Annotated in this window: 11 protein-coding genes and 1 pseudogene; 4 read left to right on the top strand and 8 right to left on the bottom strand. The window is 53.3% G+C overall.

Translation table 11 applies throughout. The features are described from left to right. Positions 1–2516, bottom strand: a 2516-nt coding sequence (locus tag R6U67_RS10470) for a CHAT domain-containing protein (protein WP_410252492.1), incomplete at its 3' end; no start/stop codon positions are given. A 68-nt stretch (positions 2517–2584) separates the two neighbouring features. Next, positions 2585–3496 (bottom strand): DUF4384 domain-containing protein, encoded by a 912-nt coding sequence (locus R6U67_RS10475; protein ID WP_410252493.1) that lies wholly within the window; start codon positions 3494–3496, stop codon positions 2585–2587. Between the two features lie 547 nt (positions 3497–4043). On the opposite strand from R6U67_RS10475, the gene R6U67_RS10480 reads away from it, so the two are divergent. After that, positions 4044–4295: a hypothetical protein gene (locus R6U67_RS10480; RefSeq protein WP_170189700.1), complete on the top strand. Its 252-nt coding sequence runs from the start codon at positions 4044–4046 to the stop codon at positions 4293–4295. Positions 4296–4324: 29 nt separating this feature from the next. On the opposite strand, the gene R6U67_RS10485 is transcribed toward R6U67_RS10480, so the two are convergent. Continuing rightward, the gene (locus R6U67_RS10485) at positions 4325–6658 is read right to left on the bottom strand and encodes a transglutaminaseTgpA domain-containing protein (RefSeq protein ID WP_410252494.1); all 2334 of its coding nucleotides are present in this window, start codon (positions 6656–6658) and stop codon (positions 4325–4327) included. Positions 6659–7060: 402 nt separating this feature from the next. Here R6U67_RS10485 and R6U67_RS10490 point away from each other — a divergent pair, with 402 nt between their 5' ends. Both R6U67_RS10490 and R6U67_RS10495 read left to right on the top strand, forming a co-directional pair. After that, positions 7061–7846, top strand: a complete 786-nt coding sequence (locus tag R6U67_RS10490; protein ID WP_410252495.1) for a PEP-CTERM sorting domain-containing protein — start codon at positions 7061–7063, stop codon at positions 7844–7846. Between the two features lie 246 nt (positions 7847–8092). Further along, the gene (locus tag R6U67_RS10495; protein ID WP_410252496.1) at positions 8093–8968 is read left to right on the top strand and encodes a 2OG-Fe(II) oxygenase; all 876 of its coding nucleotides are present in this window, start codon (positions 8093–8095) and stop codon (positions 8966–8968) included. Between the two features lie 128 nt (positions 8969–9096). On the opposite strand, the gene R6U67_RS10500 is transcribed toward R6U67_RS10495, so the two are convergent. The 4 genes from R6U67_RS10500 to R6U67_RS10515 all read right to left on the bottom strand — a co-directional run bounded on the left by R6U67_RS10500 (position 9097) and on the right by R6U67_RS10515 (position 14340). Further along, positions 9097–10071 (bottom strand): hypothetical protein, encoded by a 975-nt coding sequence (locus R6U67_RS10500; RefSeq protein WP_410252497.1) that lies wholly within the window; start codon positions 10069–10071, stop codon positions 9097–9099. A gap of 163 nt (positions 10072–10234) precedes the next feature. Further along, positions 10235–11347: a heterocyst differentiation protein HetZ gene (gene hetZ, locus R6U67_RS10505; RefSeq protein WP_410252498.1), complete on the bottom strand. Its 1113-nt coding sequence runs from the start codon at positions 11345–11347 to the stop codon at positions 10235–10237. A 402-nt stretch (positions 11348–11749) separates the two neighbouring features. Beyond that, positions 11750–13021 carry an MDR family MFS transporter gene (locus tag R6U67_RS10510; RefSeq protein ID WP_410252499.1) on the bottom strand — a complete coding sequence of 424 codons (1272 nt, stop codon included), beginning with the start codon at positions 13019–13021 and terminating at the stop codon, positions 11750–11752. Positions 13022–13086: 65 nt separating this feature from the next. Next, entirely contained in the window at positions 13087–14340 is a 1254-nt protein-coding gene (locus tag R6U67_RS10515; protein ID WP_410252500.1) for an MFS transporter, read from the bottom strand. 281 nt (positions 14341–14621) lie between these two features. On the opposite strand from R6U67_RS10515, the gene R6U67_RS10520 reads away from it, so the two are divergent. Continuing rightward, positions 14622–15383 (top strand): hypothetical protein, encoded by a 762-nt coding sequence (locus tag R6U67_RS10520; protein WP_410252501.1) that lies wholly within the window; start codon positions 14622–14624, stop codon positions 15381–15383. 241 nt (positions 15384–15624) lie between these two features. Here R6U67_RS10520 and hetR read toward each other — a convergent pair. Further along, positions 15625–15812: pseudogene (gene hetR / locus R6U67_RS10525) on the bottom strand (heterocyst differentiation control protein); the annotation flags it as partial.

Raw genomic sequence — 15812 nt, forward strand, 5'->3', positions numbered from 1 at the left:
ATACAAACAAACGCCGCCCAGAACTCTGGAGACACAAAAGGCCTCCAATCATCCGGTTTTCCCGACAACTCCTTAAGCCATTGACCGCTCTTATAAGAAATCACCCCCACCCGAGCGATGACCTTGTCCGTCAACCAAGTTTGACGAATCTGCCCCACCCGCAAACCCCGTAAATAGGCCTGAGCCTCCTCCAACCCCTTCGTCCGGGGGAGACCCCGTTCAAACAAATTCTCGTAGAATCGGTTCATCAAAATCGCCGTTGGCACATCCGGGACCGACCATAAACTCATCACCACCGTTTCCGCACCCGCCAAAATGAAAGAACGGCGCAACCCCATCACCCCCTCACCAATCGACTTTCCCCCCAACGCCGTATCACAAGCCGACAACACCACTAACCAGGTTCCCGTCAAATCCAACCCCATCGTCCCCTGAGCCGTCAGCAGACCTTCCTCCGCCTCAACGGGTAACTCCCCCGGCGAGACCAAGGCCGTATTCGCCCCTGCCAAGGCCAAACCCGAGCGAGTCAGGGGGTCCAGTCCCGAAGCCAACTTCCCCCCCCAGGCCATCTCCGAGGCTGTCTCAGCCGTCGGAGACTCCTGGGACGTCAGCCCAAGGAAATAACCGTGGGTCGCCAGATGCAGCACTTTGGGCGAGCGACATTGAGAGAGCAACGACTTGACCGCCTGGCCGTCCAGATAAGCCGCCACCCCCAAAAATTGAGCCACCCGTTCCCCCTCCAACTGAGTTCCCGGAAGCGGGGAGAAGGGTAATTTCTCCTGACTCCCCAACTCCCGACGTAGAGACCCCAAATTCACAGCCATCTTGGCCCTATCCGCCAAAGATGGACCCGAGTTGAAGTCATCGGCCCGAATTCCCGACGACCCCACCGCCGAGGAAACCCCTGGATTGGCAGAGTCCGACAACTCCAACCATCGGGGAAGCACAACAGGAAGCAGCAGAATCCCCAGCAACAACAGTCCCCCAACCCATTCAGGAAACAGAGCCAACAGCAGCAAAACCCCGAAAAACCCAAGACTAACCAGAGTGGCGAGGATGACCTCTCGGGGGAGACGCAGGCGGAATTGGCGTCCCTGGGGAGAGGCGGCTGCAACAAGGGATTCCTCCTGAGGGAGATGGAGACCCAAATTAAAATCCGGATTGGCAATCACCAACGGCTGGCTCAACTGCACGGGAATTTTCACCGTCAGGCGCAAAATATCCCGCCCCACATTGAGATAGCGCAACTCAAACTCCCCCATCAACTCCTGAATGCCATCCCTAGAGAGCAAGCTAAAGGGGAGAGTCGTCAATTCCCCATCCGGGCAAAGATAGAGAACCTGTTGCGGGGAGAGATAGGGGGTTAAGGGTTGAATGAGACGTTGATAGAGATGTTTGCCCACCTCCGGATAGTCATAACTCGGGGTATCCTGAGCGGTTTCTGGGATATCTAAAGCCGCCACCCGACTATCAGGGGAAGATTTAGAATGTTCCCCAGAAGCCCAACGGCGGAACCGGCGACAGTCCTCATCAATCGGGGCCACCTCCCCCAAATCCAGCATCTCCACCGCCTCGGGTTGACCAGCGGTTAGGATAAAGGCGAGATAACGGGGCGATGACCAGGACGGTTCTCCCGGTATCGCCGAGAAATTGTAGGGGTGATATTGGACAAACTCAACCAGACTTGAACCGGGGGGGAGGTTGGCGGCGATGGCTTGGCAATTGGCTTGTTTTAACTGCTGTTCCAGGTTCATTTCCGGGATTTGCCGACCGAGGACTTGTTCTAGGGCCTCCTGTTTTTGCCGTAACGCCTGCAACTGTTGCGGGAGTTTGTCCTGTAACTGAGGGGGGGCCTGAAATTGTAGATAGGCCTGTTGACGAATCAGTTCTCGGTACTCTTCATATTGGGGGGCCAGGTGACGGTAGCGTTGGGAAAGGATGGAGGTTCGCAACACCAGTCCCGCTTCGGTGGCTAGGCCCTTGCGTTGCAACAGGACATCCAGGGCCGCTTGTGTGACGTTGGGGTCATGGGAGAAATGTTGCTGTACGAGGGAGAGGAAGACTTCTAATTGCCAATAGCTTTGTTCCAGATAGGCTAACCGTTGTCGGTCACTGCTGATGGCGAATACCTCGCCCAGCACCCGATTTTGAATGGTGATGGCATCTTGCATGAGTTCCAAGGCGGCGTTGGGGCGATTGGTTGCTAGGTACAGTGACGCCAAATCGTTTAAACTCGTGGCATAGTCAGGATGACCGTCTCCCAACTGCTGTTTGCGAATCTCCATCGCTTGGCGGTAAAGGGGTTCCGCCTCCCCCCACCGCCCCATCTTCCAGTACAGTAACGCCAAATTGTTTAATAAAGTGGCATACTCAGAATGATGAGTTCCAAAGGCAGATTTCCCCAGATGACAGGCTTGTTCAGCCAAGTGAACCCCCCGCGCATAGTCACCCGTCTCATAAGCCATCAGTGACTGGCGACGCAACCGTTGAATTTCCTCAAAACTTGTCTCAAACATCTGCTGACTTTCACCTCAACGTCCAACAAAACAGGATATCTCCGAGTTCGCCCCAGCCGTCCTTTCCCTCACCCCTCCTGCACCTGAAAGCGTTTATAAAACAACTTTCCTTGCCACTGTTTACCCAGTTCCCGAAAAATCTCCCCTAACCGTTGTTCATCCACCTCAATATCCCTCGGTTCACCATCAGGACGAACCCAAGACAAGGCCAGGGGAGTTTCCGTGACAATGGCCAAAAAATACTCCTCCCCCACCTCCGTAAACCTTAACGACGAGACCAACCCCTCGTTATCGGGGATATGGAGAGGTTGATGAGCCTGACAGCGGGGGTTCGGCTGAAAGGCTTGGGAGGGAGACAGACAAATCCGGGTCATCGGATTCTCTCTCGACGAGTCTTGACTGCAATTAAGCAACAGTAAATAGCCACTTTCGGGTAAAGTCACCTCTAAATAATAGGGTTCTTTCGCTTCGAGACTCGTCTCGCGGCTGGGAATGTCCCCCAAATCCAGTTTCCGACGAAATTCGCTGGAATTGAGGGGTTTCATCTGCAACTCTTTCACCCCACAACCGGCCAATTTCGTCGCCCAACTCCAACCCTCACGGGGAAATTTACAAGTCCAGAACCAGTCATAAATCACTTGCCAAGGATAACGGTCTTCGGGAGTTTTCGGACTCCAGCCTCGTTCCCGTTTCAAGTCTTGCCCGTTCACTCCATCGGCGGCCATTTCAGCGGCGAATGTCTCTTGGACTTTCCCGATAACCGCCGCTAGGGTGGCGGGCATATTACGGGTGTGAAAGCCTTGGTTTAGGGACTGACGAATCTGTTTGGCGACGTCGCTGTTCGTCTGATGTCGATTTTGGGGATGGAAACGCCACCAAAAACACCAGCTTTGGGGTTCGCTGCGGCTGTTCCACATCACGGTTTCGCTGAGGTGATGTAAGAACTGTTCCTGGAAGGAGGAGGGATTGGGGTTGAACATGGTTTCACCTCTCGTCGTGGCTGGTGCTGACGGCTTCAGGTTGGGGATGAGCTGCCGCAGGTTTGTTTATTTTCAAGGTAGCACAAGCCTTGCAAAATTGGCTTTATTTTTTGGCTTTTTGGTTCGAGCCTAAATGGCTACAAGCTCTATATGGTAATTGGTCTGGGGATTTGATTTATGTTATTAAAAAATGTTACAAGCTGGATGTATTATTTGTTTTTATTTGCTTTGATTGACTTTAATTACCTTTAATATAAGTCTTGAGAGTTCAGGGCGAAGACTCCCGTTTGTTTGCCTTCCCTTGTGATTTAGCTCGGGCCAAGTCATGCCCTTGGAGCGGCTCGGCTTCCCGAGTATAGGCGGCAGAGCCGCCCAGGGTCCGTGTCACGGCTTCAGCCATGACACGAGGGGAATAAACCGAAATTTTATTTAAATTTATATCCCAAAATTTCAACCGATTAACTTTATATTGATTGCAATTTTATAGCCATTTACAATAATTTTTAGCCTGGTTTTGGATAGAGGTATCCCGGCTTAAGGCGACATCATGAAACCCCAAAACACCCTCTCCAACCCATCTTTCCTTGAACTCTTAGAATGTCTCATCTCCAATGTCGTGGGACTTTACATTGATAGCTATCTCGGCTTTAGCTTAAGTCTCATTTTAGTCCTCTATCATTGGCAACATCGCCGAGGGGGAAAAGACGGCGAAAACCCCTTCTCTGACGACTCGCAAGTCGGCTGTTGCTGGTGTTCTCTCACAACATCCCCCCAGGGTTCTCCCTCAGGAGATAAATAGGGGCGAAAGATTTTTCGCCCCTACCCGAATTAACGTCCCCTTAACGTCGCCAACTTGCGCCGCCAGTCTCGACGCTGCACCGTCTGCCATTGCTGGCGTAACTCCTCAACTGGAACCGACTCCTTCCCATAACGCCAACCCACATAGGCTTGACAAATTTGAGATACTATGCTATGCACTTCGGGAGGATAGCGATCGCCCACCTGACGCGCAAACTCCAAAGGGGTTTGAGCCGGATGTTTCGGACAGCCATCAGCCGCCAACTGCTGCAACATCTGCTGATATAACCGCTCCATCGCCGCCAACTTCGACAGCCAACGGCGGCGTTTCCACTCCCGCCATCCCTGCCAACTCAGCCATCCGGCAAAGCTAAACAGAACCAGAGTTAACAAACCACTTAATACCCCCAGCCATCCCTGAGCGAATCGCGCTAAGAACCAATCAATCCCCCGGCCCAGCATCACGAACAGGCCGTTAATAAACCCCGTCACCGGAGAGGGAAGCCAACCTGCAATCCAATCCCAAAATTGTCGTAATACCCCAAAGGGTTCATATTCACTCACGGAGGGGGGAATCACCTCATGGCCAGGAATGGGGTCAAAGGCGAACCAACCATGACTGGGGAAATACACTTCCGTTAAGGCGAACGCATGGGTATTCTTGACCTCGTATAAGCCGGTAAAGGGGTTGAAGTCCCCCGGCCCGAATCCGGTCGCCAGTCGCGCGGGAATCCCCAGGGAACGCAATAGGAGAGTTAACACCGTCGAGAAATGGTCGGGATAGCCGCCGGGAGTACAAGCCGCTGGATTGGGGGACTCCTCGCAGCGGAAAAGAAAGTTGAGGGCCAAGTCTTCCCCTTCATCGAGAAAGGCTAAGCCAAAGGGGTCTTGAGGAATATCATAGGTCTGTTTGAGATGTTGGGCCAGATACAGAGATATCTCATAGGGGTTGTCTAGCGGGTTGACGGCGTTGGCTAAGACCGATTCGCTATAGTCCCGTAATCGCTCGTTAATCTCCTCGGGAACTTGTAGATAGACCTCGGAGATGGCGTCGCGATAGGTGGTGGCGGCTTCTCCTAAGCGAGTGCGATCGCGCAAGGAGACATGAGACACCACACTATAGGTCAACCCATCCGACAGGGGAACGGGGGAACGCAACGACCCTTCTGGACCAATGGCCACATCCTCTGTGGGAAAATAGAGATAGCGGGGTTGGTCCAGAACCGGAATCAGTCCCGGAAAATCGGCGACAATGCTATAGGTTTGAATCACCTCCTGGGTGTAACTGCGCGGTCCCATAAAGGGTAAGTCAAAGCGGAAACTCCAAGATGAACGGCGAACCTCCCGCACATCGTCGTTTCTGGAGACGCGCCAACCCTGTCCGGTATACTCGTCAAAGGCAATCACTCGCCAAAATCCGGGGGCCTGCGATCGCACCCGCATCACCACCTGAGGCGTCATCGACCCCCGCAAGTTTTGGTTCATACTCTCCGCAAACCCAGAATAGAAAGTCTCATCCACCTCTCCGGGACCGTCAGCGGCTTCTCCAGAGCCATCTCCATCTAAGTCACTCCCATCTCCTTGAGCGTTGGGACTGACGATATTACGGCCATCGAAGTCACCGCGAAAGTCAATGGTACTACTAACGGGAAACGAGCGTAACTGATATCCCGGAACCCGAGGAATCGCCGCAAATAGCACTAACCCTAAACTCAGCACCAGTAAGCTGAGAGTTAGGCTGGCTTTCCAGGGAAATGACTGGCGCAAACTCCGGATGACCGAGGTTTGAGGCTGGCCTGAGGCGCGATCGCCCAACCCCAAACGAGAGCGATAATCATAGATCAAGGTGGGAATCGCCAACAGCAGAAACAAGACCAGAAACGGTGCAAAGGCCATGGTTTGGCTAATGGTTCCCGCCACCCCAATCAGAATCAAGGCGATGACCATCGAATAGCCTAAATCCTTGCGTCGGGGTAAATCGAAGGTATGCAGGACTTGCACCTGAATCAGCAGTTCTGCTAGAATAACCCGCGTATCGTTGAGCGTGGTCACGAGGTTGTTGAGAAAGACCACCAACGTCACAATCAGGGCGATCGCCAAAACAAACTTTAGAACCATATTGCGATCGCGGCGACGCAGCCAACTCCAGCTTGCGCCAATGATACTCAACGGAACCGCCCAGAGGCTAATCAGGGTTCCCGCCGCCACATCCGTGGCCACAATCCCCACAATCACCAGCAATTGCACCAGCACCCGTAACGTCACCGACTCTTCAGCAACTGGAGGGGGGAGCGATCGCCAAAACTCCCCGACGCGACCTATCAGGGGGACATCAGTCCAACGTCGGGAATCAGAAGCAGACATAGCAGGTCTCGGGGGAATCAGGGAACAGGATTTGCCCTCAGAGAGTCGAAATCACTCGGGGGCTACTGACTACTGTGCCACAAAGGATTCGCCACATGCTACCTCATCAAATACACGGAGGTTTTTGGTGATCTAACTCACCAATGCTAGAAAACTTTATAGTATTTGTACTGATTAAGGATTAGGGCGGGGAACCGTATACGCCGAATTTCGTCCAATTGACCCTGTGGTATTCCCCAGTCGGCCTAAATTCAGGAGAATTTTCCCGGTTAGGAGAAGCCAGTCCCATCAAAATTTCACATAACTGCCCGACAACTTTACAGAAACTTCCTAAAACTGCCCCCAGAGTTCGCTTATATTAGAGATAGGAGTGGTGTTGCTCAAATTTAATCTAGGACAAACATGAATAAAATCTTGACAGTCGGTCTCAGTTTTCTTGTTCCCTCGGCAATGGCGATCGCAGCGTCTCCCGCTCACGCCTTCAGCCTGAGTGGTTCTCTCTATAACTACGAACAGGATGACACCAAAGTTGACTACTCGCTCACGCAAGTCGGTGGTGGCATTCAATTTGACTTCAGAGTCGATACCAGCGTCAACATGGCTGACCTGCGAGGGCTATTCCTGAATATCAACGATGAATCTCTCCTCAGCGGCTTAAGTGCAACCGCCGCCAGCAACCCCTTTGACGACATCGATGCAGCCAACTTCTACAGCATCGGGTCCGATGACTTTAGAATCGATAGCGGGGGGACAACCGATTTTGGGTTTGGTGGTGGGAATGGCCTCAATGGTGGCGGTAAAAAAGCCTCTCAGTACACGATGGGCTTTGACATTGGTCAACAAGGGATTGCCAACTATGATATTCAAGGTACCTCCTTTCTCCTCGAACATGACAGCCAAGACCTCTCCTTAGACCTCTTTACCGAGAGTATGTTCGGTGTGCGTCTGATGAGCGTTGGCGATAACCGTGAAGGGAGCAGCAAATTACGAGGGGAAACCTCTAACGAGATCATCGAACCCGAACCCGAACCCACGTCAGAGCCGACACCGGTTCCCACGGTTGTGCCAACTCCCCTACCCACCCCCGCACCGACTCCCGAATCTCGGGAAGTTCCCGAACCCATGGCCCTGCTCGGCTTGGTCGGCATCGGTGCTACCCTGAAAACATTGCGTCGTCGTCACCATTAATCGCTCAGAACCGTTCATCAGTTTAGCTGCCAAAATTGTCACCACAACTGGTTTACTGACGTCCAGGTGCATCTACTCCACTCCCAACTCAGCCATTTTTCCAGCGATTTCATGACGGTTGAGCGATCATTAGCCCAGAGGCGGCGCGATCGCAACCCATCGGCCAAAAAGAACTACATTAGGGAGAGGGTAAACCGAGAGCGTTTACCCTCTCCTTTTCCCTGCTGATCGTTCCAAGCACCGCTTATGACCGCCACCCCACCGTCGAGTTCTCCCAACCGGGAAACCGCCCCGAACCTCAATCTCGACCGTCGGTTTCACACCCTAATCGAACAGTCTCTCACCACCCTAGAAGCCTTACTCAACGATAGTAGCCTAGCACCGTCGGAGCGTGCCAAAATTGCCCTAGATATATTGACCCTGGCTCAGACAACACAGAACCTTCCCGAATTGTCTTCCCTGAGCCACATGAGCCGCTCCCTCGCCACAATCGGAACCCTGGCCCAAGAAACAGTCCCCGCATCGAGTTCCCAGGAACTCGATGCAGTGGTCTGTCTCGACGATTTTTTAAGCCCCGAGGAGAATCGTCAGGCCCTAGACATTGCCCTGAATCAACGCCAAGACTTGGTTCCGTCTAGCACCACCAGTAAAGCCGATAACTACCGCCAGTCCTCGATTCTCTACGCCACCCATTTCCCCCAGTTTTATCACCGGCTCAAACATCAAATCCTCGTGGTGTTGCCACAAGTTTGGACTCCCCTTCAGCATTCTCCCTTCCCGGTGACTCAAGTGGAGATGCAACTGACGGTTCATGGAGATGGCTGCTATTACAAGGTTCATAACGACTCAGGGAGTCCAGAAACCGTCACCCGCGAACTGACCTATGTCTACTATGTCCACCGGGAACCCGCGCAGTTTTCGGGGGGAGAACTGCGGTTATATGAAACCAATGCCAGTGACGGTCGCCTACGCGATCGCAACCACTTCAAAACCATCACTCCCCGCAACAATCGGCTCGTGTTCTTCAACAGCCGTTGTCAACATGAAGTGATGCCGGTTCGCTGTTCCTCCAACAAATTTGAGGATAGCCGCTTTACCTTTAACGGCTGGCTCAGACGTTAGGATATCCCGCCCTACAGGACAAAAAATAGACAGTTCAACTATGACAACCAGAAACCGTGAAGTTGCCACTGTGCTAGAAAACAGCAGGGTTTATTCGTCCTAATCGATTTGTCTAAACCCTCTAGGAATTAGAGCGTTGGACAAATGGAAAACACAAGGGGAGATTGCCCGGATGTATCGAGATGGACTTCGAGGGTATAGGTGTGATTGACTTGAATATCCGCCAGTTCAACAGTGATGTGACCGGGAGTTGAGCGTTGTGCGGTGTTCATGGCTCCCTCACCGCGTAACTGAACGCGACCCCCATCGGGAAGTTGACAACAGACTCGCAATTGAGAAGCGTCATCCTCAGTCTGGAACCGGGCCTCAAGTTGCAAAAGTCCTTGAGCCGTGAGCCATTGACGGCGATCGCTCGGACGACTGGCCGAGACGTGCAACGATAAGGATTCGACAATTTCCTTCGCCGCCAACAGCGACAACAGCATCTGCTGAGTGGGAGTCGCACCCTCATAACTGCTGGGAAATTCCCCCTCAGACGGCTCAATCAGCGTCTCACCGCTGCGGCTGGTGGACCACACCAACAAACGCTCCGTCCAGATATTTAACTCCTCAGTGCGATCGGGGAAAAGGCCTTCCACCGCCGCCACTAAGCGTTCTCCTTGACGTAGCGAGGTTCGTAACAACTGCTGACAGCGGACTAACAGTTGCGCGAAGGTGTCTTCCGAGATGGTAACCGGGAGCCGTAGCTGTTCGAGTTGCGGTAACCAGACATACGTGGGAACTCTCGAATCAGCTTCCTCGTCAACGGGATCATTGGCGTATTCCAAAACCTCGCCGGTTTCCCAGGGGAACAGCGGTAAGTTCTGTTCGAGTTCTTGTTGAATGCGACGCTTCAAAAGCGCCTGAAAACGGTTCTGCACGGTGGATTCCTCTCCTATTGGTATCGCGTCAAAGTCCAGAAACCTAGATTGGGAGCGATGGGGTTCGACACCCGCTCCCGCGTCAGGTTTATTGTCCTGGATGACCTCTTGTAAAAGCCAGGCGAGGAAGCGTTCTGCTAACCGCTCCTCCTCCTGACTCCATTGGTTCCTATCATTATTCATTCGTTGACTTCCCTTCTCCGGACGTTGGTCCGTCCGGTTCCTGATGGCGCGGTCTAGCTTAGAGATCTCAGTGCGAGGCCTTTTATTTAGAGGCCTGTATGAACACTTGGCTCGATTTTCCCCCCTGACCGAGATTTTTGTCACCCATTGGGTTTGACTCATATCAATCATTGCGATAGTCCCAGGCCCGCTTGAGGAGCGTAAACCAACGTCGCTGGAGTTGAGAGAGACTGATTCCCAACTGTTGAGCTAAGTCTTGATCATCATCGCCCCGACGTTTCCCTTCAAGTAAGCTCAACTCAGCCGGTTGACAGGTGTCGAGGAAGGTCTCCCATTCCACCGTCGTCATCCCCAGATTGCGATCGAGATCCGCATCGAGCCATTGATGAACCAACTCCCAGCGGTGGGACAGCGCAAATCGGATCAGATGGTACTTAAACCGTTGTTGTAAATAATCTCGCTGGCGGGGGTCTAACCCTAGGATGGCTTCAATCTCCCCGGTTGGCAAGTCCTGTAGCCGCAAAACAAAGTAGTCTGCACACGCACTTTGATCATTCTCATCGAGGTATGTGATCAGCTCCTCGATAATGCGATTGCGCAATAAATCATCGGTGGGATCTTGGGCGCGGTCTACCATGCGATCGCGGACTTGAGCCAGCGACGCTTCCCCCCAGCTGCTCCCCCCTTCATTCGGCTTTCCATCACTGGCCTGTTGTAAGTCAACGGAGTATTCCAAAGGTTGTTGCTGTGCAAAGGTCTGGGCGCGTAAAATCACTAACTGCTGACTGCGTCCTCGATTGAGATGAATGCGCCGTTTCCCATAGCGTTCGGTAAACGCCAGATATTCGGCTAATTCCAGGAGCGATCGCGGTGAGTACGTCGGTGGAAGTTGCGCCTCACGACGCAAAGCGTTCAGGGTTTCGACGTAAAACCCCTGCAAAAAATCCTCAATCAGTTGCAACCGCGCCCCATAACTCGACTGCACGGTTGGGGGGGTGATATAACGATAGACAATGGCGCTGAGGGTACTATGTAAATCTAACCGTCCCCCTTCGGAGCCGCGCCGATAATACTGTAGAACTTGTTGCAGACGATGTTGTGCTAAATGATAACCCCAGCCGAGAACATCACCTGAACGTTGAATGCGTTGACTTTGTTCACAAGTTCGCGTCACTTCCTCCGCAATCCGTTCAGCGACGGTTTGGCAATGTTTGGGGCTGGCGCGAGTACCGGTTTGCAATTGTTCGACTAACCATTGCACAAGGGAATCTGTCATGGAACTTTCGGGCGCTACTGGGCTAACCATCACCGAGATTACTGAAACAACATCAAGCCCAAATCTCCCAACCATTACGAAGGTTGAGCGATTGGGTTGGTCATGGTAGATGCTCCCTCAAGGGGTTCAACTTCGAGCACACCCATTCCGGGACAATCGGCTGTCCTTCGGAATCAAAAGCTGGCGGTCGGCGTTTCTGTGTGGGGGATGCAGGAAACGGGGAACGCCTCAACCCTAAGCGTCGATGCACCGATTTGGGCGGTCCTCATCCTATCGGTACTTGACTAGACTATGGGTTTCAAGTTCCATCTGCGCGTCTCGTCGCCTGAGAACGCCTCAGAAAAACGGATATTGACTATCCTGATTGACCATTCTGGGGATTAGATGGGGATTAGCGGTCGTTCACGACTGGGAATCCTCCGTAATCGGGCGAGTCTGCGATCGCCCTTGCGCCTCAAGACGACGGTTAAGACGACGTTCGAGTTGTTTCAGAATTGGTATCATCAGGGCCACACTCGCCGCGAGGACCAGCCAGAAGCTGTTGGCGACCGTTTGGGAGCGATCGAGGGCGGCGCCTCCGAGGGGTGGCCCGATCGCATAGCCAATGGCCCAACACAGCGAGTTTATCGACAGATACACCCCTCGCATCTCTTCAGGGGCCAACTCCACCACCAGGGCCGAGGCGGACGGGGTATAGGAGATCGTGGCGATCGCCATCACCCCCAAGGCGACAATTGCCCAAATCAGAGGATTACTGCTGACACCAATCACCCAAACACTCACAAAACTCAGCGCCCAGATCCCGCCGGAGATCATCAAGGCCTGAGCATGGTTAAAGCGATTCAACCAACGGGCGACGGGCAATTGCAGCACCACGGACACCGCAATATGCCAAGCAAATAAGCCACTGACAATTCTAGCCGGAAAGCCGCCGCCTTCGGTTCCGGGAACGAAGTTACTGAGATACACCGGTAGGGCGGTGTGGTTTTGAGAAATGTAGGTGGTAAAGAGGATGTTGGCGGCGGCGTAGACCAAGAGGGTGCGATCGCCTAAAGCCCGCAACCAGGTTTTAATGGGGTTATCCCGATGTAAGGTCTCGGAGACGGTTTCTTTGAGGGCGATCGCCAGCAGCAGAAAAAAGACCACATAGGAGATAGCGTCAATGATAAACAAGAGACGATAGTCATCGGTCCATTCCACCCAAGCACCCCCCAACACAATGCCAAATTCTAGCCCAAGGCTATCGGCGAGACGGTTAATTGCATAGGTTTCTCGCCGCTGTTCTGGCTCGGTGAGATCGGCCACAATGGTTTCGGCGGCGGGCCAATAGAGACCTAGCCCCAATCCATTGAGTAAACTGCCCAGCAGTAGGGTGGAAAAGTCTTGGGTATTGGCCAGCATCAACGATCCTAACCCGGAGGAGACCGCCGATAACAGCAAGGTTCGTTTGCGGCCAAAGCGAGGCGAATCGCACAAAGAGCCACTGAGAACTCGCCCCACAATGCCGATAATGGAAGCCGCACCGAGAGCCGTTCCCACCAGCGTCGCCGAGATTCCCACCTGGTTAACGAAGAAAATTGGCGCGTAGAAGAGGGTGAACCCTGTACCAATTTGTGAAAGAAACCGTCCTAGAATCAGGAGGCGGACTTGTTGACGGGCGCTGGTCTCTAGCATAGAAATTAGATAATGTCAACCCCTAGTCTCCATCCTGACCGGGCAGGCTGAGACGCTTCAGACTCTTAAATCCCGCGCTCTAAGGCATAAATATCCCGTTCTCGTCCCAGGGCGAAGCGGAAAGAGTGGGAGATATCCTTGCTGTTGCGGGTTACAAATAATAGCAGGGCGATCGCCGATAAGATAGCGGCAATGGCAAAGAGCTGAGCGTAACCGAGGGACTCGGCAAAGGTTCCGAGAAGGGGGCCAGCGATGGCAATCCCGAGGTCAAAACCACCGATACAGAGGGAAAAGACCCGTCCTCGTTCTTGGCTTTGAGAGCGATCGCTCATCAAGGCGATGGTCGTCGGCAGCATGGTTCCGGCCGCCATCCCTTCAATGAGTCCTGCCAGGGCAAACATCGCCGGGGTCTGGGCTTGCCATAACAGTACCATTGCTAGGAAATAGCAAATCAGAGCGCCACTGATAAATAGACCCCGTCCCAGGCGATCGGAGGCTCGTCCCGTGAGTAACCGCATGGTGAAACTGGAGATAGCCGTCATGGTATAGAAAAAGCCGGGGTTAAAGTTAACCCCCGTTTCTTGGATATACAGAGGGACAAAGGTGGTAATCGTCCCGAAAATTAAGCCCACAATCAACATCAGCGTGGCCGGAACTTGAATGCGGGGACTGGCTAACATGGTCCAGAATCCCTCGGAGGGGGTGGCAGAGGCGGCCCGAGCGCGAGCGTCCTGGCGGTTGGGGGCGGGAGCGTTATCGAGAAACCCAGAACACAGAAGACTCACCAGTCCTAAACCAGCGGTCATCAGAAATAGGGATACATACCCGAGTCCCTGTTGCACGAAACCTCCTAGAGCCGGTCCAATGGCTAATCCTAGGGGTGTCACCAAGCTCATATAGCCGATGAGTTCTCCTCGTTGGTTGGCGGGGGAGAGATCGGCAATTAAGGCACTGTAGGCGGTGGTGAAGGCGGCAATGCTGATGCCGTGGAAGATTCGCAAGGCCATCAGTTCCGGGATGGAGTCGGCCAGGAGGTAGCCGAGGGGGGCGATCGCCACGACAATCGTTCCCACTCGCAAAACTAAAACTCGGCTGTGGTGGTCGGCCCAACGGCCCAGGGTGGGACGCGACAGTAGCAAGCCAATGGCAAAGGACCCCATCACCCAGCCAATTTGCTGTTGGCTGCCCCCGAGATCTTGGACGTAAAGCGGCAGTGTCGGCAGCAGTGAGGCCATGCTGGACCAGAAGAAGAGACCTCCGACAAATAACAGGCTGAGATTACGTTTTTGGGCGCGATCGAGGGATTGAAAAACTTGCAAAACAACCGTCCTTGCTCTGGAATGGTACGAAAATGTTAAGAGGGGCGATCGCCCTGGGAATGTTTCGCAGATGAACGTCCCGAATAGAAGTCTCGGGGTCCGGGGCGATCGCCATAACCGTTCAAAATATGAATTTATGTTAACAAACTTCTGAGAGACCGATAGGTTGAGAATGATTCTGAGTTGCCAACCGGGCAGACAAAAGATAAATCCAATAGATACACTGGAGCAGCGTCGATTCTTGGGGCTAACCGGGAATCTTCAGCGGTTATCCTTTATCTTTGACCCTTTATTTCGTGAAACTGAGTCACTTTTGCTTTAAGAATCAACACACCGCCACCGGAAGTCAAATTGATCAATGGTCAGATCTGCAAGAACTTCCCTATCAGCTTGGAATTGCCACGGGCCAGCCGGTTTTGGTCTTAGTCGGCGGGGCCAGCAAAATGGAACCCGAGGCCTTAGATCGGTTACAACAGTTCTTTACCGAAGTGTTGGCCCCGCTGATGCAACGTCTCAACGGGGTCGTCATCGATGGGGGAACCGATTGTGGTGTCATGCAGCTGATGGGTCAGGCCCGTGAGCAGATTGGCGCCACCTTCCCTCTGATTGGAGTTTGTGCGATCGGGACCGTGATTCTACCCGACGGAACCCCTCCTATCTCCCCAGACGCCGCTGAACTTGAACCTCACCACAGTCATTTTGTTCTGGTTCCAGGCGACACCTGGGGGGCCGAAAGTCCCTGGCTGGCTAAACTCGCTACGGTCATCGCGGCTGGCTTCCCGAGTTGTACGATGGTCAGCAATGGCGGGGAGATTACTTGGCAAGATGTCGGCTGTAGTGTCGAGGAACGGCGCACCACCTTTGTCTTAGACGGGAGTGGCCGCACCGCCGATGCGATCGCAGCGGCCCTCAAGGGAGAAGACAGTGATCCGCGATCGCACCCCCTCATCGCCTCCGGTTATCTCCAACGTCTGGCACTCGGTGATGAGTTAGAGACGTTACAGCAGGTTTTGCAGACCTGTCTAGCAGGCATCAAACCTTAATAATTGTTGATTTTATATTGACAATTTTGGATAATTATGGTAATGAAACAGGTGTAGAGGTTTGGTGTCGAGGTTTTGGGCGGTTGTCCAATTTCGAGCGATCGCCCGTCCTCAACTCAGAGTCTCCCCCACCTGTTCCCTGTTCCCTGTTCCCTGTTCCCTGTTCCCTGTTCCCTGTTCCCTGTTCCCTGTTCCCTGTTCCCTGTTCCGGTGTTCCCTGTTCCCTGTTCCCTGTTCCCTGTTAAGCCATAAAGCTATCATCTCGCGGTCCAACGACCATTTGCAGAACCGTCGGTTCCCGGCCTTTTTGGTGAAATTTATCGGCCCAACCCCGGATCAGTTCATCGAGTTCAGTGAGGGCATCTTGGAGGCGATCGCTGGGAATATCTAATTCCTCCAACAAGCGCATCGTTTTGGGTTCCCGCTGTG

The organism is Sodalinema sp. (assembly GCF_046483825.1).
Classification (GTDB): Bacteria; Cyanobacteriota; Cyanobacteriia; order Cyanobacteriales; family Geitlerinemataceae; genus Sodalinema.

Coding starts and splice junctions, on each gene's coding strand:
- R6U67_RS10475 (WP_410252493.1), bottom strand. CDS start 3,496: ATGTTCAACCCCAATCCCTCCTCCTTCCAGGAACAGTTCTTACATCAC.
- R6U67_RS10480 (WP_170189700.1), top strand. CDS start 4,044: ATGAAACCCCAAAACACCCTCTCCAACCCATCTTTCCTTGAACTCTTA.
- R6U67_RS10485 (WP_410252494.1), bottom strand. CDS start 6,658: ATGTCTGCTTCTGATTCCCGACGTTGGACTGATGTCCCCCTGATAGGT.
- R6U67_RS10490 (WP_410252495.1), top strand. CDS start 7,061: ATGAATAAAATCTTGACAGTCGGTCTCAGTTTTCTTGTTCCCTCGGCA.
- R6U67_RS10495 (WP_410252496.1), top strand. CDS start 8,093: ATGACCGCCACCCCACCGTCGAGTTCTCCCAACCGGGAAACCGCCCCG.
- R6U67_RS10500 (WP_410252497.1), bottom strand. CDS start 10,071: ATGAATAATGATAGGAACCAATGGAGTCAGGAGGAGGAGCGGTTAGCA.
- hetZ (WP_410252498.1), bottom strand. CDS start 11,347: ATGACAGATTCCCTTGTGCAATGGTTAGTCGAACAATTGCAAACCGGT.
- R6U67_RS10510 (WP_410252499.1), bottom strand. CDS start 13,021: ATGCTAGAGACCAGCGCCCGTCAACAAGTCCGCCTCCTGATTCTAGGA.